Raw genomic sequence first — 24,528 nt, 5'->3', positions numbered from 1 at the left:
CGACCTCGGCCTTGGGGATGCGCTCGAAGGCGAAGCCGGCCTTGGTGTCGACCAGCAGCGAATCGCCGGGCCGCAGCTTGCGAATCGGCTGATCCGGGTCGTCCAGGTCATCGATGTCGACCAGCTTGGTCAGCGGGCCCGACAGCCACACCACCCGCTCCTCGTCGGCATGGCCGACCACCAGGGCCCTGCGCCCGTCATCGAGGATCTCCCGCAGGGAGCCGATCTCGCCGGTCTGGTCGAAGCTGCCCGCCTCCACGACCGTGAGTGCTTCGTTCAACCGGACGCTCTGCCCGTAGTGCAGCGTGGACGTCTCGATATTCGGTGAACACGTCAGCCGCATCTTGCGCCCCGAGGTGAACACGTCGACAGTCTGATCGTCGTAGACACCGATCAGGACGCCGTAGCCGCTCGGCGGCTGGCCCAGCCGGTCGACCTCCTCGCGCAGGGCGACGAGTTGCTGGCGGGCTTCTTTGAGGGTGTCCATCAACTTGGTGTTGCGAATCGTCAGCGAATCGATGCGCGCTTCCAATTCCCTTGACCGATCCGGCGTGTCGGCGAGTTGCCTTCGGAGTGCAGCCGCCTCGGCGCGTACCACCTCGAGTTCCCTCCAGGCCGCCGAATCCGAATTCTCGTTGGGGCTCATGATGCTGCTCCTCCCAGTCCCGGTCTATCAACGCTACCGGGCGCGAACCGTTCTCGCTTTCCGACATGGTTTCGTCGTGATCACATCTCAGCTGCGGTCAGCGGCCGGGATGACCATGTTAGCCTCCCCTAACCCGTTTCCGGCGAGCCGATACGCCGGACCGAGCCGAAAGGTGTGTTACTCGATGCTCCTTCCCACCGGTCGTACCCGTTGTAGTGGCAACGTCGCACACTCTGTTCGTGTTTCCCGGATTCGTCTTGTCACCGCTACCGCGTTCGCCGCGCTGGCCGTTACGGCAATGACAGCATGCGGCTCCGACAACTCCGACGGCGCGGCGGCGAGCAGCACCACCGCCGCCGCGGCCACGAGCGCCTCGGCGCACGACCACAGCGGAACCGCCGCGCCCACGCCGGAGGCGCTGCAGGCCACCCTCGACGGCTTCGTCGACCCGGCCAAATCCACCGCCGACAAGCAGAAACTGATCGAGGACGGCGATAAGCGCGCGGCGAACATCGACACCATGACCCAGGGTCTGGCGAACTACGGCAAGATCACCTTCACCGTGTCCGACGTCAAGACCGAGGGTGAGAAAGCCACCGCCCAAGTTGTCGTCACCTCCCCGCACGGCGCGGCCCCTGCGATGCCCATGACCTGGGAGCACGACGACGCGGGCTGGCAACTCTCCGACGCCTCCGCCTGCCAGATCCTCGCCATGGGCAAGGCACCCTGCCAGGCATAATTCCCCACGCACCGCCCCGCTACACCAGTTTCCACCCACGGTGCGGGTACACACCTGCCCGCACCCCTACCGTGCGGGTACACCTACGCGCACGGTAGGGGTACACCTACGCGCGCCCCTTCGCTGATTTCCCCTGTCCCCCGGCACGCTTCCTCCTGTCCCCCGCGTGGTTTTGCGGGGGCACAGGAGGCGGCTCAGCCCTTCGAGGGGCGGCGCTGTGGCTTGAGCGGGGCCACACCGTCGGCGAGGCGGCGCGCGCTCACCAGGAAGGCCGTATGGCCCTGCATGCGGTGCTCCGGGCGCACGGCCAGGCCCACCACGTGCCACGGCCGCACCAGCGACTCCCAGGCCCGCGGTTCGGTCCAGCACTGTTGCTGCCGCAATGCCTCGACGACCTCCGACAGCTGCGTGACCGTCGCGACATAGACGATCAGCACACCGCCGGGGATGAGGGCCTTCGACACCGCGGGCAGCGCATCCCACGGCTTGAGCATGTCCAGCACCGCGCGGTCGACCTGCGCGCCGTCGTACTCGGCGACATCGCCGATGGTCAGATCCCAGTTAGCGGGCCGTTCGCCGAAGAACCGCTCCACGTTGCGAACGGCGTGTTCGGCGTGATCGTCGCGGATCTCGTAGGAGACGACCTGCCCCTCGGGACCGACCGCGCGCAGCAGCGAGCAGGTCAGCGCGCCCGAGCCCGCGCCCGCCTCCAGCACCCGCGCGCCGGGGAATACATCCCCCTCGTGCACGATCTGGGCGGCATCCTTCGGATAGATCACCGCTGCCCCGCGCGGCATCGACAGCACGTAGTCGACCAGCAGCGGGCGCAGCGCCAGATACGGTGTGCCGTTCGCGGATTGCACCACGCAGCCCTCGTCGGCGCCGATCAGATCGTCGTGGCGGATCGGGCCCTTGTGGGTGTGGAATTCCTTGCCCGGCTCCAGGACGACCGTATGCTGGCGGCCCTTGGCGTCGGTCAGCTGCACCCGGTCCCCGTCGGTGAACGGTCCGGTCCGTCTGGCCGTCATGGATCTCCGTTTCTGCTCTGTTCGTCGGCGGTGTCCGATGTGTCGGTACCGCCGGATAGCCTGCCAGGTATGGCAGCGCCCCCGACGACGACCCCGGCCTCCGACGACGAGGCCGTCAGGCAGAGCCCGGCGCTGTCACCGTCACGGGCAATGGATTTCAAACAATGCGGGCTGAAATATCGATTACGCGCGATCGATCGCATTCCGGAATCGCCGACGCGGCATGCCGTGCGCGGAACGGTGGTGCACGCGGTACTGGAATCGCTGTACGGGTTACCGAGCGGTGAACGCGTTCCCGAACGCGCCGCGGCGCTCGTCGCGCCCACCTGGGAGCGTTTGCTGGCCGATCGCCCGGAGGTGGGGGCGCTGGTCACCGAGGCGGACCCCGCCGCCTTTCTCGACGAGGTCCACCAGCTCGTGCGGGCCTACTACGGCCTGGAGGACCCGACCGCGTTCGACCCGGAATCCTGCGAATCACTGATCGAGGTGCACCTGGCCGACGGTTCCCCGCTGCGCGGCTACGTCGACCGCATCGATGTCGCCGCCACCGGGCAACTGCGGGTGGTCGACTACAAGACCGGTCGCTCCCCCTCCCTCGCCGGGGAGACCCGCGCCCTGTTCCAGCTGAAGTTCTACGCGCTGATCATGCTGCGCACCCGCGGCGTGATACCCGCCCAGCTGCGGCTGATCTACCTGGCCGACGGCCAGATCCTCACCTACTCCCCCGACGAGGCCGAACTGCTGCGTTTCGAGCGCGTCCTGTCGGCGCTGTGGGCGGCGATCACCGAGGCCGGACGCACCGGCGAATTTCTGCCCAACCGCAGCTGGCTGTGCGAATTCTGCGACTACAAGCCGCTGTGCCCGGCGTTCGGCGGCACACCGCCGCCGTATCCGGGCTGGCCCGTTGCCGCCGAAACATAACGGGGTTATGCTCAGGGCGGGTGCGCGGGGAGGAGGCGCAGATGAGCGACAGCACAGGGGAACCCGTTTCCGGGTCGGCGCTGCGATACACCGACGGCCAGTACATCCCCGAACGATTCCGGCGGTGGTCCACACGGCCCCCCACGCTGCGGGGCAGGCGGATATTCTCGCGAACGCTGCATGCGGTGCACCGGCCGTGGTTCGCCGTCCGGCTACCGCGCGGGGTCGGCGTGCTGTTCACGACCGGTCGGCGAACCGGACGACTGCGCCGCGCCTACGTCAAGGCGATCCGCGACGGAGACCGCGCGTATCTCGTCTCCATCCCCGGTGTCCATGCCCTGTGGTACAAGAACATTCAGCACGATCCGAGGGTCGAGCTGCACCTGCCCGGCGGAGGCTTCGAGGGCCGCGCCCGTGAACTGCGCGACGACGCCGAGCGGCGTCAGGCCTACGACGCCTTCTGCGGGAGGGTGCACCCGTTCGATTACGTGGAGAACGCCTTTCACCGCCGCGGCCGGCCGAGCCGGTCGAAGATCATCGAACTGCACGAGGCATGGTTCGACGGCGGCCACCCGCTCGTGATCGACCTCGGGCGCCCGGTCCGCAGACGCCGGTAGTCCGGCCCACCGCTCGGAGTCCGTGAATGTCGGCGACCGCGCGACACGGCCGCCGCCGGCTCAGAACGCCCGGCAGGACCGGATATCGGTGGCCAGGATTGCCTTGGCGCCCAGCTCGGCGAGCTGGTCCATGAGGTCGTTGCCCTGCTTGCGCGGCACCAGCGCGCGCACCGCGACCCAGCCCGGGTCCGCCAGCGGGGAGACCGTGGGCGACTCCAGGCCCGGGGTGATCTGCGCCGCGGCGTCGAGCAGTTCCTTCGGGCAGTCGTAGTCGAGCATCAGGTACTGCTGCGCGAAGACGACGCCCTGTACGCGAGCGACCAGCTGATTCCGGGCCTTGTCGTCGCGGTTCGATCCGGATCCCTCGAGGAGGACCGCCTCCGAATCGCACAGCGATTCGCCGAACGCCACCAGATTGTGCTGGCGCAGGGTGCGCCCCGAGCCGACCACGTCGGCGATGGCGTCGGCCACGCCCAGTTGGATGGAGATCTCGACGGCGCCGTCGAGGCGGATCACCTCGGCCTCGACACCGTGCCGCTGCAGATCCCGCAGCACGAGGTTCGGGTAGGAGGTGGCGATGCGCTTGTCGTAGAGGTCCTGAACCTTCCACTCGCGACCGGCGGGTGCGGCGTACCGGAAGGTGGAGCGGCCGAACCCGAGGCTCAGCCGCTCCTGTACCGGCGCACCCGAATCGAGCGCCAGGTCTCGTCCGGTGATACCCAGATCCAGCTCGCCCGAACCCACATAGATGGCAATGTCCTTCGGGCGCAGGAAGAAGAACTCGACCTGGTTGGCGTTGTCGAGCACCGACAACTCGCGCGAATCGGTGCGCTTGCGGTAGCCGGCCTCGCCGAGGATCTCGACGGCCGAGGTGGACAGGGCGCCCTTGTTGGGAACTGCGACGCGGAGCATGAGGGTGTCCTTTCGGGACTCGTGACGGAGGGCTGGCTATGCCGCCGGGCATCCGGCGGGCTATCCGTCACAGATGTCGGTACACGTCCTCGAGCCGCAGGCCGCGGCCCACCATCAGTACCTGAACCCAGTACAGCAGCTGCGAGATCTCCTCCGACAGCGCCTCGTCACTCTCGTGTTCGGCGGCCAGCCAGACCTCGCCGGCCTCCTCCAGCACCTTCTTGCCCTGCGCATGCACACCGGCGTCCAATGCCGCCACGGTCCCGGACCCCTCGGGGCGGTTGACCGCACGATCTTGCAGCTCGGCGAACAGGGCTTCGAAAGTCTTCACGAGAGGGCATTCTTTCAGATACCCGCGTACGTTCCGCAATCGAGTATTCGGCGCCACGCGCGGCGACCACGACCGTCAGCCGAGAGCGGCCGGACGATCGATGCGGTAGACGAAGTGCCGGCCGTCGTCGACCGGGTTGTCCGGGATCAGGGTGCCCTCGGCGATCCGACGCATCCCGGCCTTCTCCAAGGCCCGCCATGAGCCGAGGTTCGCCGCGGTCACCGGAACGATGATGCATCCGGCAAGCGGGTAGTCGATCCAGGTGGCCGCGATGATCGCGCGCAGCATCGCCGATCCGAGCCCGCGTCCGACGCGTTCCGGATCGCCGACCAGATAGTCCAGCGAGGCCGCTTCGGCGGGCACGGTGGTCAGCGTCGACAGCTCCTCGAAGTACTCCGGCCAGTCGGCCCACCGCAGCCGCTGCACCAGACCGATGGGTTCCCCGTCGGCGAAAACCAGCAGATCCTCGGCCGCCTCCTCCCCCCGCGCGGTCGGCCCGAAATCACGCTCGACCGCTTCGGCCGTGAACTCGTGATTCCACCACCGCCGCACATGCGGTTCCGCAAGCCACGTGGCGAGCAGGGGAAAGTCGGCAGAGGTCACCTGCCGCCAGGTGAATTCGGGTGTGCGCGTGTCGTTCACAAGCGTGCACGCTAGCAACCGCGGTCGCCGACCACCTCTGGTTTTTGCAGGTCATAGCACTGTCCCCGCTGGGGCACGCCCCAAGGGGTGCGGGAACGCGGCCGCGCTTGGCGAGTCGCAGCCGCGTAGCTACCGTAGACGGCACCCAGGCGAGCCAGCCCTCGCCGGGGACTACGCACCAAAGCCAAGGGGGACATTCCATGAACGAAGCCACGGTCGAGAACCGCCTGCGGGGTTTGGAGACGTTCGCGCAGAACACCGCCGTCGACCTCGCAGACATCAAGTCGACGCAGCGCGAGCACACCGAATCCCTGGCCCAGCACGGCGAGACCCTCGCCCGGCACACCACCGAACTCGCCGACATCAAGGCAACCCAGGCGCGCCACTCCGAGGCGCTGGACGCACTGGCCCTCTCGGTTGCTGATCTGAAGCGAGAAGGCGACGCGCGGCATACGGCGACGACGACCATGCTGCAGGCGGTTCTCGACCGACTGCCCTGATTCGGCGATCGGTGTGCCCGAGGCGAGGCCCGGGCACACCGATGCGAACGAGCCCTACTCCGCGGCGCCGAGCAGGTCCTGCAGTTCCCGCACGGCCACGGTCAGTTGTTCGGCGAAGTCGTGCATTTGGGCCGCAACGGATTTCGGGGTGGCGAGGTAGAGGTTCCAGCGGTCGGGCAGCAGGACGTAGGCGACGCCGATGCACTTGGGGCTGGTGCAGCCGAAACCGAAGTACTCGATATTGGCCGACGGGGCGGAACTGGTGCTGAGGTAGTCGTCGCGGGCGATGGTCCAGCCGGGGCTGTCGTAGAACGGCATCGGCTCGGTGGCGCCGAGCCGCTCACCGCGCCGCCGCTGGATCATCTGCAGCTCCCACAGGTGCTGTTCGGGTGCCTCGCCGCGCTGGCACTCCTTGGCGCGCTGCACATGCGCCTCGGCGGCCGCGCGCAGCTTCGCCCGCCTGGTGTCGGCATCGGCCTGCGGATCGTCCATGGCCGCAACGAAATCCAGGATCTGCGGGGTCACCACCCGCATCGCCTCGGTGCGGCCGTTGCGGAACTGCCGGGTCGCGATCGACTCGTAGGTGGCGCCGATGAGGCCCTTGCTGCGCTGATGCGCGAGCTGGTAGCTCATCTGGGCGAAGGCGTCGGGCGAGATGCCCAGCGCCTTGGCTCGCTTCGTCCCGAAGTCCTCGAACGACACTGTGCGCGTGGCATTGTCGGCGGCGAACTGGGCGAACGCCGCCGCCGCGGCCGATACCGCGGCCTGCTGTCCGTCGTCGAGCACGAATTCGATCGGCTCCGTGGCGGGCAGCCCCTGGGGCTGCGCCCCGGACTGTTCGGCGTGCTCGCGCACGGGCGTCTCCAGCAGCGCGTCGACGAACGACAGGATGGTGGTGCCGTCCAGGCCGCAGTGCTCGACATTGATACCGGCGCTGCCGTCCCCGAAGACGATGAACGATACGGCCTTGTCGAACCAGCGGTTGCCGCTGTCGCCGTGCAGCAGCTGATCGCAGGCGTGCTGGGTGTCGCGGGGCGCGAAATCCTCCAGGCAGACACAGAACAGGGCGGTCTCGATGGTATCGAGCGCCGCGGCATTGACCGGTTCGGCCCGCAGGCCCGAACGGACCTCGGCCCATTCCGCGCGCGGCATGGTCGTCAGGTGCCCCACGGCGTTGTAGGTGGCGGGCGGGCGGGTCCCGGCCTTCATCGTCGCGCACAGGCCGTCGACGAGGTCGTCCTGGCTGTGCGGCGCGCCGTCCGGCCCGACGACCTCCATCCGGAACAGGTTGCCGCGGAACAGGACCACGATGTGGCGGGCCTGCGAATGCCCCGGCCACTCCGGGCTGTAGGGCACCCGCACGGTGTCCTGCGGATCGCCGGGGATCCTGGTCTCGGAGAACAGGAACTTGTTCTGTGCCATCGACAGGTGCTGCCCGCGCTGGGTGACGGGCGGGATGGCCTCGGCGTCGAGCCGCAGCTTGTAGTTCACCGCAGCGGTGACGATCGCGGCCGCCCGCTCGGCCTGCCGCTCGGAGGTCGAGCGGGCCAGCGGCGTGTCGTCGCGGAACAGGAAGAAGAAGTTCGCGTTCAGCGCGATCCGGTCCCGACGCCCCAGGTATCGCGACGGCCAGAACTCGTCGAGCCAGCTGGCCACCCCCGGCTCCGCATCGAACCGCTGCAGGTCGGCGTGCAGGATGCGGCCCGGCCCGTCCGGACGCTGCAGGTCGGCCAGGGCCCGCTCGGTCGCGGCCCTTTCGTCCTCGGACAGCAGCGGCGCGCTCCATTGCAGGAATCGCGCGCAGCTGTCCTCCAGGGTAGGCAGCGGCACGCGCGGCAGCTGGTCGTCGAAGGCGAAGGTGCGGTCGGTCACGGGCGGTCCTCGTCTCTGGTCGGGCGGTGGTCGTCGTCGGGTACGCAGAGATGCAATTGGGCGTGCAGCCACCCGTCGGCCTCCAGGCCGGTCGGATCGATCCCGTTGGCGGACAGGGTGTTCAGCACATGGGCCTGTTCGTCCTCCGAGGCGAAGCGGCGCTGCCGGAAGGTGCCGGGTACGCGCTCGATCCGGTACCCGAGCTCCGCCAGCTGTTTCGCGATCGGCTCGAAGTCGAACATCCGCAGCACGAAGTGTGCCATCCACGGCCGCCGCGTGTCGTGCGCCCGCGCCACACGCAGCAGGGTGCGTTCGGTGATGTACCCGACGCAGCCGGTGGAGATGATCAGATCCGCCGAGGCCAGCAGGCGGCGCTGCGATTCGGTCGGGTCGTTCGCCTCCAGGTCGGCGTGCACGATGTCGTCCAGCAGACCGGCGGCGACGGCGTACTCCAGCGCCGGGGCGGCGGCGTCCATGCCGATGAAGCGGACCTCGGGGTGTGGCCCGGCGGCGGCCAGCCGGGCCCGGTCACGGGCGATCCGCGCGGCGGTGTCACCGGTCCGGTAGTGATCGGCGAGTTCGGCGACGGTGGTGTCGAAACGCATCAGCGCCGCGGCGACCCCGTAGGAGCAGCCGATGTCCAGCACCGTGGGCACGGTGCCCGTCGCGGCGCGATAGTCCTCGATGAGCCGCTCGAAGTGCGGTTTCGCCAGTTCCGGGATGCAGTAGTCCAACTCGGCCATCCGGCTGTAGTAGGCCGAGGGATCGGGGCGGTCGTAGATATCGTCGAACGAGGCTTTTCCGGTACTGTGCAGCGAAACCGGCACGGGCGCTTCCTCTCAGTCGAGTAGTCGGTCGCCGCGGACGGCGCCGGCCGCGGCGATGTGATCCGGGAGCACCCTCCCGAACAGCTGCCGGGTGCGTTCGACATTGCCGACGACGCCGGGCTGCTCGCTGTAGGCGAAGATCGTGGTGTGCCGCTGGGTGGTGCCCTCCACCGGCGACACCCGGTGCAGCGAGAACCGCCCCTGGAACAGTTGGAGATCGCCCGGCCGTAGTTCCAGCCGGCGGATCAGGTGCGCGCCCGCGCCGGTCAGCACCGCGCGGACGTCCCCGAGGTTCTCGTCCTCGGGGGTCCGGATGCCCGGGCAGTACTCGAAGACCCCGCCCGCCTCCGGCGCCCGGGTGAGCATCGAGACGGTGAACGCGTTGGTATCGAAGTGCCACGGATGAGACATGCCGGGCGCCACCACATTCAGGCACAGCCCCGCCAGCGGGTCGCTGAACTCGTGCAGCTCCGCGAGGCCGAAGCAGTCGGCGATGAAACGCTGGAAGACCGGGTTGGTGTAGAGCACCTGGATCAGGGCCTCGGCCGGGATGAGATCGCGTGCGACGAAGGCGTTTCCGCGTTCCAGCACGATATTGCCGGGGTGGTCCGGGGGCAGGTCGGCATCGAGCGGAATGTTGTACGCGTTGACCTTCTCGACCGTGTAGTACGCGTGCGGCGCCAGCGCCTCGCCCTCGGCCCGCAGGGTGTCCAGCAGCTCCGGGCGGATGAAACCGCTCAGTACGCAGCAGCCGTCGGTCGCGAGCTCGCCCCGCGCCTGCTCCACCACGCGATCCCAGCCGGCGGTTCCGGGCTCGTCCAATGGATACCGACCGGTATTGATGATTCGGTGCATGGCCGGTGAAAAGCCGTGTCTCCCTGCGCTTTCGGGGCCGCCATCATCCGTTTCGTATCCATCGGCCCGCTTCCCGGTCGAAGTCATGCAGCCCATTCTGTACTGCCGGGGAATAACACGCCCGGGATTCACCAAGATCACTGTCAAACCTCACAAACCAGCGAGTAACGGTGTGCGACACGGCTATTCCCACGCACAACGGTTGCGAATGCGCCGCCTGCAGCGCCGGAGACGCAGCCCGGCACGCGATCATGACCGCGCGATACCGCCCCGGCTACTCCCAGCCGGAAGCACGGCGCGGGAGATCGTGTCCGGTCCGATACCTCGGACCGACACCTCCATGGATCGATCCGCCCGAGCCCCACACTCGCGTAGCGAATCGCGCTTCGCCGTGCGCAACACACCGGGCCGCTCCGTGTGGCGCCGCGCCCGAGTCAGGCGGCGAGCGGGTAATCCCTCACGCCGCCACCGTCCGGTGCGCGGCGCGCAGATCCTCGACGGTCAGCCCGACCAGGGAGTCCCGGAAGACCAGGCCCGCACGCTCGGGCACGGGGATCTCACACGGCACCACGAGCACCGCGCAGCCCGCGGTGGCGGCGGCCTGCGACCCGGTGGGCGAATCCTCCACGGCGACACACTGTTCCGGGGCGACCCCGAGCAGTTCGGCGCCGCGCAGATACGGGCCGGGCGCCGGTTTGCCGTGCGCCACCTCGTCCCCGCAGACCGTGATGTCGAAGTAGTCGCGGCCGAGCGTGTCCAGGCAGAGCTCGGTGATGGCGCGGGTGGTGTTGGTGACCAGCCCGGTCCGCAGGCCCGCGGCGCGGACGGCGGCCAGCGCGTCCTTGGCCCCGGGCCGCCAGGGAATGGGGCCCGCCATCAGCTCCGTCACGCGTCGATGCAGCCAGTCGTGGGCCGCGGCGACCGCGGCCGGATCGGGTTCCAGGCCGAGGCCCGCGAAGATGATGCGCAGGGCGTCGGGCGCCGCCGAGCCGATCAGCGCGTGCCGGATCTCCTCGGTCATCTCCCCGCCCAGCTCGACCGACAGCTCCCGCACCCCGATATCCCAGAGCTTCTCCGAATCCAGCAGGGTGCCGTCCATATCCCAGAGGACCGCCGTCAACGCTGGCACGTGCTCTCGACCTTCCTTCGCTGATCACCGTCATATCCGGCCCGACGACAACGGACCGTGCGGTCGGCCGAGTCCGCGAGTCTAATTGATCGACCACGACGGGCGGGCGGACGCCGCCTGCCTCAGCCCCGCTCGGAGCCGACGATCAACGGGCGGCCGCCGTCGTTGACGACCCGGAACCACCGCTGTTCCGACTCCTGCTGCCCGTTCTTGTACCGATAGGTGATCGTGGCCACCGCCGTGTCACCGTTCTGCACGATGTTCGATGCGCTCACCGAGCTGAACTGGCTCCAGAACCTGACATACGAGTCGTACCCGCCGGTCTGGGCCTGGTAGGACGGCGACAGCATCGACCAGGCGCCACTGACATTGCCCGGCAGCATCCCGTAGTAGTTCGCGACGAACGCGCTGGCACCGACCGGCGGCGGAGGCGGCGGTGCCGTCGTGGTCGGGGGTACCGTGGTCGTTCCCTGTGGCGCCGAAGGCGTGGGACTCGGTCCGCTGGACGGCACGGCGCCGGGCGCGGTCGACGGAGCCGCGGCCTGCCCGCGCGTGGGCTGCTCCCCCTGCCCCGGCGGCGCCACGACCGCCGACGACACCGGCCCGCCCGGATTCGGCTGCGGCGATTCGCTCGCGACGGTGCCGCCCCCGCCTCCGCCGTTGTTCAGCGCGGCGATCAGGCCGATGACCACCAGCACCACGACCGCACCCGCCGCGATCAGGCCGAGCGCGCGCCGGTTCTGCAGGATCGCGGGCGGCTTCCGTTGCGGCGCAGGCGATCCCGCGGGCACGGTGCCGCCGCTCGGCGGCGGGGGCGCACCCGTCGGCACGTGCACGGTCGGATCCTCGGCATTGCCCGCGGCGGTGCCGGACAGCACGGTCGTGGCCGCCGCCGCATCCAGCGGCGCACCGGGTTTCGGCAACACCTTGGTCGCGGATTTCGGCGCCGGGGCGGCCCGGCCCTCGGCGACCGCCGCCAGCGCCGCCTGCGACTCCCGCATATTGGGCCGATTCCCGGCATCGGCGGCCAGCAGTTCCATCAGCACGGGGGCCAGCGCATCGGCGTGCTGCGGGTAGGGCACCTGCGCCCGCGCGACCGAATGCAGCACGGCCAGGGGGTTGTCGCCCTCGCCGAACGGCGGCTTGCCCTCGACGGCCGCGTACAGCGTCGATCCGAGCGCGAACACGTCCGAGGCCGGTTCCGGATTCTCGCCGCGCGCCACCTCCGGCGACAGGTACGCGGGCGTTCCCGCGAGGAATCCGGTGGAGGTGACGGTGACATCGCCGACGGCCCGGGAGATGCCGAAATCGGTGATCTTCACCGTCCCGTTGTCGGCCACCAGGATGTTCGCCGGTTTCACGTCCCGGTGCACGATGCCCGCGTCGTGGGCGGCGGTCAGCGCGGAGGCCACCTTCGCTCCGATGCGCGCCACCTCCCGCGGGTCGAGGGGGCCCTTGTCCCGCATCAGCGCGGCCAGGCTCTGCGCGTCGACGAACTCCATGACCAGCCAGGGCTGGCCGTCCTCCTCGGCGACATCGAAGACGGTGACCGCGTTCTGGTGGTGCAGCCGCGCCGCGATCCGGCCCTCCCGCATGGCCCGCAGCTTCGCCTCGAGCGCCTGCGCGCGCGTCAGACCCGGCGCCAGGAGTAACTGCTTGACCGCGACCGTGCGTCTGAGCCGGACATCGGTGGCCCGCCACACCACGCCCATCGCCCCCGTCCCGATGGGATCACCTAGCCGGTAGCGTCCCGCGATCAGCCGGTCTGACGTCATGTTGTTGTACCCCTCTTGCGCTCACGCAGTGTCTACTCGTGCCATGAGCGGGGCCCTGCGTGGTGACGCTCCGCTGCCGTCTCCGGGCCTGACGGCTCATGTTCGGGCCACCGCCACGCTGCGTGTGAAACCCGGAAACCCTCGAAAATTCTACGCGTTGAAGTATTTTGCTTCCGGATGCAACAGCACGAACGCGTCGGTCGACTGCTCCGGGTGTAGCTGCAACTCCTCCGACAATGTCACACCGATGCGCTCGGATTCCAACAGCGACACCAGTTTTGCGCGATCTTCCAGGTTGGGGCACGCGCCGTAGCCGAACGAGTAGCGGGCGCCGCGATAGCCGAGCTTGAAGTATTCCTGCACGTCGGCGGGATCGTCCTCGGCGACCGAATGTCCTTCCAGCACAAGCTCTTCGCGGACGCGCCGGTGCCAGTACTCGGCCAGCGCCTCGGTGAGCTGCACGCCGATGCCGTGCACCTCGAGATAGTCGCGGTAATTGTTGCCCGCGAACAACTCGTTGGCGAAATCGGCGATCGGCTGGCCCATGGTGACCAGCTGGAACGGCAAAACGTCGACCTGTCCCATTTGCGCCGCGAGTTCGCGGGACCTGATGAAGTCGGCGACGCACAGGAATCGGTCGCGCTGCTGGCGCGGGAAGGTGAACCGATAACGTTCCGGCGCAGCGGGATCTGCCTCGGTGAGCACGATCACGTCGTCGCCCTCCGACACCGCCGGGAAATACCCGTAGACAACCGCGGCGTGTTGCAGCACGCCCTCCGCGGTGAGCCGGTCCAGCCAGTAGCGCAGCCGCGGCCGCCCGTCGGATTCGACGAGCTCCTCGTAGCTGGGGCCGTCGCCGCCGCGCTGCCCGCGCAGCCCCCACTGTCCCAGGAACAGCGCGCGCTCGTCGAGCAGGGTCGAATACTCGCCCACCGCAAGGCCCTTCACGATCCGCGTGCCCCAGAACGGCGGCACCGCGACCGGCAGGTCGGCGGCCACATCCGAGCGGGCGGGTATCTCGATCGGGGTCTCGTTGGCGCGCCGCTCGGCGGCGATCCGCTTCGAGCGCTCGTGCCGGGCCTTGCGCGCGGCCGCCTTCTCCCGCTCGGCGGCCGCCTCCGGGCTGTCGTCGTCGGTGGCGCCGCCGCGCTTGCGGGTCATGATGTGGTCCATCAGCCGCAGGCCCTCGAACGCGTCGCGCGCGTAGTGCACGTCGCCCTCGTACACCTCGGTGAGGTCGTTCTCGACATACGACCTGGTCAGCGCGGCGCCGCCGAGCAGCACCGGGAACTGGTCGGACATGCCGCGGGTGTTGAGTTCCTCGAGGTTCTCCTTCATCACCACCGTCGACTTCACCAGCAGCCCGGACATGCCGATGACATCGGCCTTCTTGTCCACCGCGGCGTCGAGGATCGTCGAGATCGGTTGCTTGATACCGAGGTTCACCACCTCGTAGCCGTTGTTGGACAGGATGATGTCCACCAGGTTCTTGCCGATGTCGTGCACATCGCCCTTCACCGTGGCCAGCACGATCCGGCCCTTGCCCGAGTCGTCGGTGGCCTCCATGTGCGGTTCCAGGTGCGCGACCGCCGACTTCATCACCTCGGCCGACTGCAGCACGAACGGCAGCTGCATCTGGCCCGAGCCGAACAGCTCGCCGACGGTCTTCATCCCCGACAGCAGCGTCTCGTTGATGATCTGCAGCGGCGGCACCTCGGTCATCGCCTCGTCGAGATCGGTGTCCATCCCGGCCTTCTCGCCGTCCACGATGCGGCGCTCCAGACGCTCGAACAGCGGCAGCGCGGCCAGTTCCTCCGCGCGCGACGCCTTGGACGAGGACGCCGACACCCCTTCGAACAGCGACATCAGCTTCTGCAGCGGGTCGTAGTCCTCGGTGCGGCGGTCGTAGACCAGGTCCAGCGCCGTCTCGCGCTGCTCGTCCGGGATCCGGTTCATCGGCAGGATCTTCGATGCGTGCACGATCGCCGAATCCAGTCCGGCCTCGACACATTCGTGCATGAACACCGAGTTCAGCACCTGCCGCGCGGCCGCGTTCAGGCCGAACGAGATATTCGAAAGGCCCAGCGTCGTCTGCACATCCGGGTGGCGGCGCTTCAATTCCCGGATGGCCTCGATGGTTTCGATGCCGTCGCGCCGCGACTCCTCCTGGCCCGTGCCGAGGGTGAAGGTGAGGCAGTCGATGATGATGTCGGACTCGGCCAGGCCCCAGTTGCCGGTGATGTCGGCGATCAGGCGCTCGGCGATCTCCACCTTGCCCGCCGCCGAACGTGCCTGTCCCTCTTCGTCGATCGTCAGCGCGACCACCGCCGCGCCGTGCTCGGCCACCAGCTGCATCGTTTGCTGGAACCGAGACTCCGGGCCGTCGCCGTCCTCGTAGTTCACCGAGTTGATCGCGCAGCGCCCGCCCAGATGCTCCAAACCCGCTCGCAGCACCGGGGTCTCGGTGGAGTCCAGCATGATCGGCAGGGTCGACGCCGTCGCCAGCCGCGACGCCAGCTCGGACATGTCGGCCGTGCCGTCGCGGCCCACGTAGTCCACGCACAGGTCCAGCATGTGGGCGCCGTCGCGGATCTGGTCCTTCGCGATGTCCAGGCACTTCTGCCAGTCCCCCGCCAGCATCGCCTCGCGGAATGCCTTGGAGCCGTTCGCATTCGTGCGCTCGCCGATCATCAGCACCGACGCGTCCTGTTCGAACGGCACCGCCGTGTACATCGACGACACGCTCGGCTCGTGCACCGGCTCCCGAGGCGCGGGCGACACGCCCCGGACCGCCTCGGCGACCTGCCGGATGTGCTCGGGCGTCGTCCCGCAGCAGCCGCCGACCAGCGCCAGCCCGAATTCGGTCACGAAGCCGTGCAGCGCGATCGCCAATTCCTCCGGCGTCAGCGGATATTCGGCCCCGTTGGCGCCGAGCACCGGCAGGCCGGCATTCGGCATCACCGAGACCGGCAGCTGCGCGTGCTTGGCCAGATACCGTAGATGCTCGCTCATCTCGTCGGGGCCGGTGGCGCAGTTGAGACCGATCATGTCCACGCCGAGCGGCTCGATCGCCGTCAGCGCGGCGCCGATCTCACTGCCGACCAGCATCGTGCCGGTGGTCTCGACGGTAACGTGCGAGATGATCGGGATCCGCCGCCCGGACTGCACCATCGCCCGCCGGCTACCCGTGATCGCCGCCTTGACCTGCAGCAAATCCTGTGAGGTCTCCACCAGGATCGCGTCGGCGCCACCGTCGAGCATGCCCAGCGCCGCCTCCGTATAGGCGTCGCGCAGGGCCGCGTACGGCGCATGCCCCAGCGTCGGCAGCTTGGTTCCCGGGCCCATCGAGCCGAGCACGAAACGCGCCGAACCGTCCGCCGAGGGGCCCATCTCGTCGGCCACCTCGCGTGCCAGCCGGGTGCCGCGCTCGGACAGGTCCCGGATCCGGTCGGCGATGTCGTAGTCGGCCAGGTTGGGCAGATTGCAGCCGAAGGTGTTGGTCTCCACCGCGTCCGCGCCCGCCTCGAAGTAGGCGCGGTGAATGTCGCGCAGCACGTCGGGGCGGGTCTCGTTGAGGATCTCGTTACATCCCTCCAGGCCCCGGAAATCGTCCAGCGTCAGATCTGCGGCCTGCAACATCGTGCCCATCGCCCCATCGCCGACGACGACGCGTCGGGCAAGCGTGTCGAGCAGGGAGGTATCGAACTCGGCGCGGGAGGAGACAGACATGTACTCAAGAGTAAATGCCGACCCGGACAGTTCTCTCCGGAGGACCGCGGGGACGGCGGCGGATCCGGTGATCCCCGCCACACCCGATAGGCAGCGCGAACGGCACCCATCCCGCCGCGGGACGACACGCGCGTTGGTTCATATGCCATGAACCGCATGCCCCCGACACCGTAGGCTGACCGGGTGAACCCCAGTGCATCACCCGATCCGGACCTGCCGACGCTGCGCGATCCGGTGCTGGTCGCCGCCTTCGAGGGCTGGAACGACGCGGCCGACGCCGCCAGCGGTGCCGTCGAGCATCTGGAACTGATCTGGGACGCCGAACCGCTCGCCGAGCTGGATTCCGAGGACTACTACGACTACCAGGTGAACCGGCCGACCGTCCGGCAGGTCGAAGGGGTCACCCGCGAGATCCAGTGGCCGTCCACCACGCTGTCGGTGTGCTCGCCGTCGGGCAGCACTCGCGATATCGTGCTGCTGCACGGCATCGAGCCGAATATGCGCTGGCGCAGTTTCTGCCACGACATCCTGGAGCTGATCGAGCAGCTGCACGTCTCGACCGTGGTGATCCTCGGCGCCCTGCTCGCCGACACCCCGCACACCCGGCCCGTCCCGGTCACCGGCACCGCGTACAGCAAGGACGCCGCCGAGCGGTTCAACCTGGAGCAGACCCGCTACGAGGGCCCGACCGGCATCACCGGCGTGCTGCAGGACGCGTGCGTGCGCGCGGGAGTCCCGGCGGTCTCGTTCTGGGCGGCGGTGCCGCACTACGTCTCGCAGCCCCCGAACCCGAAGGCCACGATCGCCCTGTTACACCGGGTGGAGGAGGCGCTCGACCTCGAGGTCCCGCTGGGCGAACTGCCCGCCCAGGCCGAGGACTGGGAGGCGGCGGTCGACGAGATGACCGCCGGCGACGAGGAGGTCACCGAGTACGTGCGCTCGCTGGAGGAGCGCGGCGACGCCGCCATCGACCTCAACGAGGCCATGGCCAAGATCGACGGCGATGCGATCGCCGCCGAGTTCGAGAAGTATCTGCGCCGCCGCGGCCCCGGCGGGTTCAGCCTCTGACCGCTGCGGATTACAGTGCTGGTTCGCTGTGGTCCGGCGCCAATTCGACCGCGCCCTCGGCCTCCATCGTCCAGACCCGCGCCGACGCGTCCTGAAGCAGCTTCGCGATCAGGATCTCGCGCGGAATCGTCTGGCCGGCAAAGTGTTCGAGTGACGGCACCACCACGTGGTGGGCGTCGGCGCGCTTGAGTTCGGCCGTCAGCTCCGCGAATGCGGTGCCGTCACCCTGGGTCGATTCATGGAACGTGGCTGCGAAGCAGAGGCCTTCGTTGGCGGCGAGAACGCACATCGCGTCCTCGAGCTCATCGCTGTGGCCATCGGCCAGATCGTCACGCACGTATCCATAGATCAACGCTTCCACCCGAACCTCCGTTTGGATGTGGACAGGGACTCGCTGTTCTCTTGTCGGTACTGCGTTGTTCGGTACTGCAGGTGCTCGGTATCGCCTGTACTGCACCGGGCCGGCAAACTGCCCACTTCGAGCATGCACTCTTCGCAAATGCAATTGCAGATGTCAATGCGGTGACATCCGGATGCCCTATCCGGGCCATCTTGCGTTAACTGGTGGGATACTACAGAGGTGGCCGTTGGTGACGATCGACCCGTCTGGGCTGTCAGGATGCGTTCCGAACGCGACGCCAGGGGGTGGTCACAGGCCGATGCCGTCCGGGCCATGCGCACGAAGTCATCCCACAACTTGCCGACAGACAGTACTCTGCTGCGTAACTGGCGCCGCTGGGAATCCGGCGAATCGCGGCCGGACGACTTCTACTCCCCCATCATCGCCGCTGCCTTCGACACCGTGACCGCGGCGTTCTTCCCCAAGGCCCGCCCCAATCGCGACGACGAACTGCTGTCGTCGACCGGCATGGACACCCTGGAGTTCATCGGGCGGCTGCGGATGTCCGATGTCTCCTCCGCGACCCTCGACGCCATCCGCATCACCGCCGAGCGACTGTGCAGTGAGTATCCGTGTGCCGACCCGCACGAACTGCACGCCGAGGGCACCTCGTGGCTGCGCCGGATCACGTCCCTACTGGACGGTCGGCTCACGCTGGCCCAGCATCGCGAGGTGCTGGTACTCGCCGGATGGGTTGCCCTACTGGTCGGTTGCGTCGACTACGACCTGGGCTGGCGGACCGCCGCCGAGGCCACCCGCCGGGCGGCGCTGTCGCTCGGACAGGAGGCCGAACACGGCGAAATCATCGGCTGGGGAGCCGAAATGGCCGCTTGGTTCGCTCTTACCCAAGGCAACTATCGAGGCGCGATCGAGGCGGTCGACGCGGCCCTGGCAACCACGCAGCGCCTCGGCGTCGGCGTCCAGCTGAGCGCGCAGCGGGCAAAGGCCTACGCCCGGCTCGGCGATCGCGCACAGATGGACGGAGCACTGCGGCAGGGCCGGGCGATCCTCGAGCGACTCGATTATCCGGCCGATCTGGACAACCATTTCGTCGTCGATCCGCAGAAGTTCGACTTCTACGCCATGGATTGCTGCCGGGTCGCGGGCGACGACCGGCTCGCGGAAGGCTATGCGCGTCAGGTGATCGAGGGGGCCACCGCGCTCGACGGCACCGTGCGCAAGCCGATGCGGGTGTCGGAGGCGCAGCTGACGCTGGCGGTGGTCGCGGTGCGGGCGCGCGAGCTGGAGCTGGCGGTCGAGGAGGGGACGCGGGCCTTCGCCGGGACGCGGCGCTCGCTGCCGTCGCTGCTGTGGATCGCCGGGGAGACGGCCCGGGAGATGATCGAGCAGTTCCCGGGCGAGCCCCGCACCCGCATGTACCTGGACCAGCTGCGTTCGCTCGCGGCGAGCTGATCCCGGATGGCGGTGCGATTTCCCCGCGTGGATTTCGGCCTGCGCGCCTGCTCCTGGCGCGGGCATGCCACCTACGCGCCCGACGAACCGGAACTGGCCGCGCGCCTGCATGTTTCGACACCGGCCGGGCAGGCCTGGCGGTGCCTGCGCTGCGGCGACTTCGTCGTCGGGGCGCCGCGGCAGCGCGGACCGGCCGACGAGGCGCCCGAGGTGCCGCGCGGGCGGCTGCTGCGCGACCGCTTCATCATGCGCCTGCTGGCGGCCGAGCGGGTGCTGCGCGGCCTGGTGTTCGCGTTGCTCGCGGCCGGGGTGTTCAAGGTCCGCAATTCGCAGGCGCGACTGCACGAGGCGTTCGATCGGGAGATGCCCCTGATCCGGCCGCTGGCCGACCAGATCGGCTGGAATCCGGACAATTCGAGGATCATTCGCTTCATCGAGCAGGGCTGGACGCTGTCGCCCGCCACGCTCACCTGGATCGCGGTGGGGTTGCTGGCGTACGCCGTGGTCGAGATCGTCGAGGCGGTCGGGCTGTGGTACGTCAAGCGCTGGGGCGAATACTTCGCGGTCGTGGCGACGAGCATCTTCCTGCCGCTCGAGATCTACGAGCTCACCGAGAAGGTCACCGTGCTGCGCGCCGGGGCGCTCGCGGTCAATCTCGCCGCGGTGATCTGGCTGCTGTGGTCCAAGCGACTGTTCGGTCTCAACGGAGGTGGGCGCGCATACCACGCCGAACACAGCGAGGAGAGCCTGCTGACGGTCGAGCGCGCGGCGGTTGCCGAGGCCGCCGCGGCCGCCGGGTGAGCCCGCGTCCCAGGGGTGCCGCGCCACCGTGGCACGCCGAGGCCGGGCACGGCGTCGCGCTGTCGGATGTCGGTACTACTCTCATCCCGGTGACCGAGTCCGCTGAAGGATTGCTGCCCGACGACTCCGCCGTATCCGCGGCGGCGTCCGGGGTGTCCGCGGCGGCTGCCCAGGCCGCGGCCGCGCTGTTCGACAGCTCCACCGTCGACCGCGGCCGCGTCGTCTTCGCGCCGCTCGGGCTCGACGGCTCGGCCGACCCGGTCCCGATCGAGGGCTCCGCCATCGGCGAGCGGCTGCGGCTGTTCTCCTTCGCGACCGCGGAGAAGCGCGGCGAATACCTCTGGGTGCTGCGGGCTTTCGATCACGCGCGCGCCGCCTACGTGGTGCTGCTGCACGCCAGCGACGTCACCGATACGCTCGGCCGATTCCCGGAGGCGCCCCGGCTGACCGCCGCCGAGGTCGGGCCGCTGCTCGAACAGCTGCACCAGTGGGGCGTGCTGGAGCGCAGCTACGACGGCAGCCGGGCGGCCACGCTCGCCGAATACCGCAACCGGCACTTCGTCTATCAGTTCTCCCGCGCCGGATACCAGGCCTACCGCGCGGTGGCCGAGGTGCTCGGCGCCCGCCTGGACGAGGCCGCGCTCTCGCGGCTGGTGCTGCCCGAACTGCTGGCCGATCTGGAGGCGCTGGCGCAGGCGAACCGGACCGGCGACGCCGAACGCGTCTACCGCATCCTCAAACGCCTGGACACGGCGCTGTCGGAGCTGGCGGACCGGGCCGCGCACTTCTACCTCACCCTCGGCGATCTCGTTCGCACCACCGAGGCGACGCCGGAATCGTTTCTCGCGCACAAGGATGCGCTGCTCGCGCACATGCGCGAGTTCAGCATGGACCTGGCCCGGTTCGCGCCGCGGCTGGCCGCCGCCATCGCGGACGTGGAGGACACCGGCGTCGACGAACTCGTCGCCCGCGCGGGCGCCTGCGACGAGCGCGTGCTGCTGAGCGTGCCCGAGCGGGAGGCCGACTGGCGGGCGCGGTGGCGAGGCCTGCGCGGCTGGTTCGTCGCCACCGCCGCCGATATCGGTGCGGGCGAAGGCAGTCCGGCCACCGAGGCCGAGCGCCTGCGGGAGGCGACGATGAGCGCGATCGCGGCCGTGCTGTCGCTGTTGCGCCGGGTCACCGAGACTCGCAAGGGCGGGGTGAGCCGGGAGTCCGCGCTGCGGCATCTGGCCGGCTGGTTCACCGCCGCGCCCACCGCGCAGAGCGCGCATGCGCTGTTCGACGCGGTGTTCGGGCTCGGGAAGCCCCGGCACCTGGCCATGGAACATCCCGACGCCGACGTGATCCCGCCGAACCGATCCTGGTGGGACGCACCGCCGCTGGAGATCGCCCGCACCCTCGCCGAGACCGGGCGGCCGCCGTCGCCCGGTGCTCCCTCCCGCATCCAGCGCAACGACGCGGGCGTCCGGCGGCTGCGGCAGGAGCAGCTGGACAAGCAGCGGGCGCGGGCCGACGCGGCGCGGGCGCTGGCCTCCGCCGACGTGCACGAGCGCGAACTCGACGAGCGCGAGACCGAGGTGCTGCTGCGCCTGCTGGACGCCGCCTCGACCGCGTGGGTGCCGGTGAGCGGCCGCGTCAGCGGAACCACCGGCTCCGACAGCGGGGTGACCCTGACCGTCCGCGAGCACACCGGTTCCACCGTCGTGCGCACGTCGCGCGGCCTGCTGCATCTGAACCACCGGCGGCTCGAGGTGCGCGAGAACGGCCGCGCCCGAACAGCATCCGGGCGGTCGTGATGCATGCCCGATCGATCGATGCGCTCGCGCTGGACAGCTACCAGCGCGCCGCCCGGGTGATTCTCGCCAATCACCTGGTGACCCGCACTTTCCCCGATCGCATTGCGCTGCCGCTGCTCCGGCGCTGGGCCACCGAGCTGCGCGAGGATCTCGCCGAGCTGTTCGGTTATCGGCTGGAGGTCACCGAGACCACGGCGCGGCTGTTCCCGGTGCAGGATCGGCTCGACGCCGACCGCCCCGCGCGCACGCCCGCCGAACGCGTCTTCGACCGGCGTCGTTACGCCTACCTCGCCCTCGCGCTGGCCGCGCTGGGCCGGGCCGGGGATCAGATCACGCTGTCGGAGCTGGCCGACCAGGTCGCGTCGTACGCCACCCGGGTGGAGGGGCTGGCGCTGGCCACCGACCGGGCCGCGGATCGTGACGCGTTCGTCGACGCGGTCGCCTGGCTGGCCGCGCGCGGGGCGGTGGCGCTGGCCGACGGCGACGCGGGTGGCTGGGCGGCCGATCCCGACGCCGGCGAGGCGCTCTACGACATCGACCGGTCGGTGGTGTTCGCGATCTTCCGGCCGCCCCGCGTGCTGCAGCACCTGCAGAGCGTGCGCGGGCTGCTCACCGACGAATCCGAGGGCGGTGCAACGGGTTCCGGGCCGCAGACGCGCGCCGCGGCCGCCCGCCGGGTGCGGCGGGCACTCGTGGAGCTGCCCGTGGTCTACACCGAGGAACTCCCCGCCGACGAGCGCACGCTGCTGGGTACCGAGAAGCTGGTGTCCGAGGTCGAGCTGCTCACCGGGCTGCGCGCCGAGCGGCGCGCGGAGGGCGTCGCGCTGATCGATGTCTCGGGCCGGTTCTCCGATGTGCGCTTCCCGGGCACCGGCACGCTCGCCCAGGTGGCCCTGCTGCTCGTCGGGGAGATCGCGGATCTCGTCCTCGACATCGACAATCCCGTCGCGCGCCGCCCGTTGCCGCCGCCCGGCACCGCGCTGGCCGACCAACTCGATGCCGCCATACCGGAGTCCACGGTCTTCACGCCGCTGCTGGTGGAGTCGGAACCCGATGCCGCCGAGGAGGATTCGGACGAACCCGCGGAGGGGCCCGAGATTCCCGAACATCCGGTCGTCACCACCGAGTGGGTTCGCGAGACCGTGCAGGCCCTTACCGACCGCTACGGCTCGACCTTCGCCGCCCAGTGGCAGGCCGACGTGCCCGGGCTCACCAACGAGGTCGTCGCCCTGCTCGAGCGCCTGCACCTGATCGAGATCCTCGACGACGGCCTGCTCATCCTGCCCGCCCTGGCCCGCTACCGGGGCGCGGTCGTCACCGTCCGCACCCGCGCCGAATCCGAATTGTTCGCCTCCGCAACCAAACTCGGCGCCCACGCGCAACCGGCCCCGGGGCCGGCGGAGCAATCCAGCACAGCAGAGAAGGGGACGGCGTAGCTGATGGAGTCCATTCATGGTGGCGTGCGGTTCGCTCCGACCCGGGCGGGGATCGTCAATCTCTGGGACTACCGGGATCAGGAGTTCTGCTTCGCCGACGGGCGGCTGGTGCTGCGCGGGCCCAACGGCTCGGGCAAGACCAAGGCGCTGGAGGTGCTGTTCCCGTTCGTGTTCGACGGGCGGATCGAGCCGCGGCGGCTCAATCCGTTCGCCGGCGAGGAGCGGACGATGAAGTCGAACCTGCTGTACCGCAAGCAGGAGTCGGCCTACTCCTACGTCTGGATGGAGTTCGCGCGCGGACGCTGGGAGGATCCGGAGGTCGTCACCGTCGGCATCGGCATGCGCGCCACCCGCTCCAACGACAAGGTCACCCGCTGGTACTTCGTCGCCGACGGCCGGGTGGGCGTGGACTTCTCGCTCATCGGGCCCGACGACCGGCCCCTGACCCGCAAGCAGCTCGCCGAGCAGATCGGCACCGACGCCATCACCGACCGCCCCGTCGACTATCGGGCCGCCATCGACGCCCGCATGTTCGGCCTGGGGCTGCAGCGCTACGACCAGCTCATCAACCTGATCCTGACGCTGCGCCGCCCGCAGCTGGCCAAGAACCTGGACCCGCGCGGGCTGTCGCAGGCACTGACCGACGGCCTGCGCCCGCTCGACGATCAGCTGATCCTCGACGCCGCCCGCTCGTTCAGCGATATGGAGGAGGTCGGCCGCACCCTGGAGGGCCTGGTCCAGGCCGACACCGCGACCCGCACCTTCGTCGACGTGTACCGCAAATACCTTGGGGTACAGGCGAAATCCGACGTCGACCAGGTCCGCGGGCGGCTCGACACGGTGACGCACACCAGTACGGCACTGTTCGCCGCCACCGCGCTGCGGGAGCGCCGCGAGACCGAGCGCGCCGCCGCCGAGGTGCGGGCCGAGGAGGCCGACCGCGCCTACGAGCAGGCCCTGAGCGACCGCGAGACGCTGCAGCGTTCCAGCGCCTACGAGGGCAAGCAGCAGCTCGACGACCTCGCCGACGCCGTGCGACGACTGGAGACGTCGTCGGCCGTGCACCGCGACAAGGCGACCAAGGCGCAGCA

The 24,528-nt window shown here is 69.5% G+C and carries 20 protein-coding genes and 2 pseudogenes; 10 read left to right on the top strand and 12 right to left on the bottom strand.

What is annotated here, in order from left to right; all coding sequences use genetic code 11:
* A pseudogene (locus NM1_RS15690) lies at window positions 1-646 on the bottom strand (proteasome ATPase); the annotation flags it as partial.
* A 184-nt stretch (window positions 647-830) separates the two neighbouring features.
* Between NM1_RS15690 and NM1_RS15685 the strand changes: the two are divergent.
* Window positions 831-1,385 carry a WKL family lipoprotein gene (locus NM1_RS15685; RefSeq protein WP_484203122.1) on the top strand — a complete coding sequence of 185 codons (555 nt, stop codon included), beginning with the start codon at window positions 831-833 and terminating at the stop codon, window positions 1,383-1,385.
* 194 nt (window positions 1,386-1,579) lie between these two features.
* On the opposite strand, the gene NM1_RS15680 is transcribed toward NM1_RS15685, so the two are convergent.
* On the bottom strand, window positions 1,580-2,413 hold the full coding sequence (locus NM1_RS15680; protein ID WP_068020137.1) for a tRNA (adenine-N1)-methyltransferase: 834 nt from the start codon (window positions 2,411-2,413) through the stop codon (window positions 1,580-1,582).
* Between the two features lie 69 nt (window positions 2,414-2,482).
* Between NM1_RS15680 and NM1_RS15675 the strand changes: the two genes are divergently transcribed.
* Together NM1_RS15675 and NM1_RS41185 are read left to right on the top strand one after the other, a co-directional pair.
* Window positions 2,483-3,334, top strand: coding sequence for a RecB family exonuclease (locus NM1_RS15675; RefSeq protein WP_084519673.1), 852 nt, complete (start codon window positions 2,483-2,485; stop codon window positions 3,332-3,334).
* Window positions 3,335-3,375: 41 nt separating this feature from the next.
* Window positions 3,376-3,951, top strand: coding sequence for a nitroreductase family deazaflavin-dependent oxidoreductase (locus tag NM1_RS41185; protein WP_084519674.1), 576 nt, complete (start codon window positions 3,376-3,378; stop codon window positions 3,949-3,951).
* Window positions 3,952-4,011: 60 nt separating this feature from the next.
* Here NM1_RS41185 and hisG read toward each other — a convergent pair whose 3' ends face one another.
* The 3 genes from hisG to NM1_RS15655 form a co-directional block, all read right to left on the bottom strand.
* Window positions 4,012-4,863: an ATP phosphoribosyltransferase gene (hisG, locus tag NM1_RS15665; protein ID WP_068020133.1), complete on the bottom strand. Its 852-nt coding sequence runs from the start codon at window positions 4,861-4,863 to the stop codon at window positions 4,012-4,014.
* A gap of 67 nt (window positions 4,864-4,930) precedes the next feature.
* Entirely contained in the window at window positions 4,931-5,212 is a 282-nt protein-coding gene (locus tag NM1_RS15660) for a phosphoribosyl-ATP diphosphatase (RefSeq protein WP_174556878.1), read from the bottom strand.
* Between the two features lie 57 nt (window positions 5,213-5,269).
* Window positions 5,270-5,836 carry a GNAT family N-acetyltransferase gene (locus NM1_RS15655; RefSeq protein WP_068020131.1) on the bottom strand — a complete coding sequence of 189 codons (567 nt, stop codon included), beginning with the start codon at window positions 5,834-5,836 and terminating at the stop codon, window positions 5,270-5,272.
* Between the two features lie 200 nt (window positions 5,837-6,036).
* Here NM1_RS15655 and NM1_RS15650 point away from each other — a divergent pair, with 200 nt between their 5' ends.
* Window positions 6,037-6,336 carry a hypothetical protein gene (locus tag NM1_RS15650; RefSeq protein ID WP_068020129.1) on the top strand — a complete coding sequence of 100 codons (300 nt, stop codon included), beginning with the start codon at window positions 6,037-6,039 and terminating at the stop codon, window positions 6,334-6,336.
* Window positions 6,337-6,390: 54 nt separating this feature from the next.
* Here NM1_RS15650 and NM1_RS15645 read toward each other — a convergent pair whose 3' ends face one another.
* The 6 genes from NM1_RS15645 to metH all read right to left on the bottom strand — a co-directional run bounded on the left by NM1_RS15645 (window position 6,391) and on the right by metH (window position 16,523).
* A complete protein-coding gene (locus tag NM1_RS15645; RefSeq protein ID WP_068020128.1) occupies window positions 6,391-8,208 on the bottom strand; it encodes a choline/carnitine O-acyltransferase in 1,818 nt (605 codons plus the stop codon).
* Window positions 8,205-9,035 carry a class I SAM-dependent methyltransferase gene (locus NM1_RS15640; RefSeq protein WP_068020126.1) on the bottom strand — a complete coding sequence of 277 codons (831 nt, stop codon included), beginning with the start codon at window positions 9,033-9,035 and terminating at the stop codon, window positions 8,205-8,207. The genes NM1_RS15645 and NM1_RS15640 overlap by 4 nt, the downstream gene beginning before the upstream one ends.
* A gap of 12 nt (window positions 9,036-9,047) precedes the next feature.
* Window positions 9,048-9,977, bottom strand: coding sequence for a HalD/BesD family halogenase (locus NM1_RS15635; RefSeq protein ID WP_246011302.1), 930 nt, complete (start codon window positions 9,975-9,977; stop codon window positions 9,048-9,050).
* 370 nt (window positions 9,978-10,347) lie between these two features.
* Window positions 10,348-11,019 (bottom strand): HAD family hydrolase, encoded by a 672-nt coding sequence (locus tag NM1_RS15630; RefSeq protein ID WP_255286192.1) that lies wholly within the window; start codon window positions 11,017-11,019, stop codon window positions 10,348-10,350.
* A 122-nt stretch (window positions 11,020-11,141) separates the two neighbouring features.
* Window positions 11,142-12,794, bottom strand: coding sequence for a serine/threonine-protein kinase (locus NM1_RS15625; protein ID WP_068020122.1), 1,653 nt, complete (start codon window positions 12,792-12,794; stop codon window positions 11,142-11,144).
* A gap of 150 nt (window positions 12,795-12,944) precedes the next feature.
* Window positions 12,945-16,523 carry a methionine synthase gene (gene metH, locus NM1_RS15620; protein ID WP_068020120.1) on the bottom strand — a complete coding sequence of 1,193 codons (3,579 nt, stop codon included), beginning with the start codon at window positions 16,521-16,523 and terminating at the stop codon, window positions 12,945-12,947.
* 183 nt (window positions 16,524-16,706) lie between these two features.
* Here metH and NM1_RS15615 point away from each other — a divergent pair, with 183 nt between their 5' ends.
* A complete protein-coding gene (locus tag NM1_RS15615; RefSeq protein ID WP_068020116.1) occupies window positions 16,707-17,591 on the top strand; it encodes a PAC2 family protein in 885 nt (294 codons plus the stop codon).
* Window positions 17,592-17,601: 10 nt separating this feature from the next.
* On the opposite strand, the gene NM1_RS15610 is transcribed toward NM1_RS15615, so the two are convergent.
* Window positions 17,602-17,952 (bottom strand): hypothetical protein, encoded by a 351-nt coding sequence (locus NM1_RS15610; protein WP_068020115.1) that lies wholly within the window; start codon window positions 17,950-17,952, stop codon window positions 17,602-17,604.
* Between the two features lie 336 nt (window positions 17,953-18,288).
* Between NM1_RS15610 and NM1_RS15605 the strand changes: the two genes are divergently transcribed.
* The 5 genes and pseudogenes from NM1_RS15605 to NM1_RS15585 all read left to right on the top strand — a co-directional run.
* The gene (locus NM1_RS15605) at window positions 18,289-19,404 is read left to right on the top strand and encodes an XRE family transcriptional regulator (RefSeq protein ID WP_307719315.1); all 1,116 of its coding nucleotides are present in this window, start codon (window positions 18,289-18,291) and stop codon (window positions 19,402-19,404) included.
* A 6-nt stretch (window positions 19,405-19,410) separates the two neighbouring features.
* Window positions 19,411-20,205 carry a DUF2127 domain-containing protein gene (locus NM1_RS15600; protein WP_068020112.1) on the top strand — a complete coding sequence of 265 codons (795 nt, stop codon included), beginning with the start codon at window positions 19,411-19,413 and terminating at the stop codon, window positions 20,203-20,205.
* Window positions 20,206-20,498: 293 nt separating this feature from the next.
* The gene (locus NM1_RS15595; RefSeq protein ID WP_068020141.1) at window positions 20,499-22,001 is read left to right on the top strand and encodes a TIGR02677 family protein; all 1,503 of its coding nucleotides are present in this window, start codon (window positions 20,499-20,501) and stop codon (window positions 21,999-22,001) included.
* Window positions 22,001-23,437: a TIGR02678 family protein gene (locus tag NM1_RS15590; RefSeq protein ID WP_068020110.1), complete on the top strand. Its 1,437-nt coding sequence runs from the start codon at window positions 22,001-22,003 to the stop codon at window positions 23,435-23,437. The genes NM1_RS15595 and NM1_RS15590 overlap by 1 nt, the downstream gene beginning before the upstream one ends.
* A 3-nt stretch (window positions 23,438-23,440) precedes the next feature.
* Window positions 23,441-24,528 (top strand): annotated as a pseudogene (locus NM1_RS15585) (endonuclease); the annotation flags it as partial.

The sequence above is a fragment of the Nocardia mexicana NBRC 108244 genome (assembly GCF_001613165.1).
Lineage (GTDB): Bacteria > Actinomycetota > Actinomycetes > Mycobacteriales > Mycobacteriaceae > Nocardia > Nocardia mexicana.
Note: the sequence above shows the minus strand (reverse complement) of the source record. Positions and strands in the feature narration are given on the sequence as shown.

What these genes read in the sequence shown, in the direction of transcription:
- NM1_RS15685 (WP_484203122.1), top strand. Translation starts at nt 831, where the DNA reads ATGCTCCTTCCCACCGGTCGTACCCGTTGTAGTGGCAACGTCGCACAC.
- NM1_RS15680 (WP_068020137.1), bottom strand. Translation starts at nt 2,413, where the DNA reads ATGACGGCCAGACGGACCGGACCGTTCACCGACGGGGACCGGGTGCAG.
- NM1_RS15675 (WP_084519673.1), top strand. Translation starts at nt 2,483, where the DNA reads ATGGCAGCGCCCCCGACGACGACCCCGGCCTCCGACGACGAGGCCGTC.
- NM1_RS41185 (WP_084519674.1), top strand. Translation starts at nt 3,376, where the DNA reads ATGAGCGACAGCACAGGGGAACCCGTTTCCGGGTCGGCGCTGCGATAC.
- hisG (WP_068020133.1), bottom strand. Translation starts at nt 4,863, where the DNA reads ATGCTCCGCGTCGCAGTTCCCAACAAGGGCGCCCTGTCCACCTCGGCC.
- NM1_RS15650 (WP_068020129.1), top strand. Translation starts at nt 6,037, where the DNA reads ATGAACGAAGCCACGGTCGAGAACCGCCTGCGGGGTTTGGAGACGTTC.
- NM1_RS15635 (WP_246011302.1), bottom strand. Translation starts at nt 9,977, where the DNA reads ATGACTTCGACCGGGAAGCGGGCCGATGGATACGAAACGGATGATGGC.
- NM1_RS15625 (WP_068020122.1), bottom strand. Translation starts at nt 12,794, where the DNA reads ATGACGTCAGACCGGCTGATCGCGGGACGCTACCGGCTAGGTGATCCC.
- metH (WP_068020120.1), bottom strand. Translation starts at nt 16,523, where the DNA reads ATGTCTGTCTCCTCCCGCGCCGAGTTCGATACCTCCCTGCTCGACACG.
- NM1_RS15600 (WP_068020112.1), top strand. Translation starts at nt 19,411, where the DNA reads ATGGCGGTGCGATTTCCCCGCGTGGATTTCGGCCTGCGCGCCTGCTCC.
- NM1_RS15590 (WP_068020110.1), top strand. Translation starts at nt 22,001, where the DNA reads ATGCATGCCCGATCGATCGATGCGCTCGCGCTGGACAGCTACCAGCGC.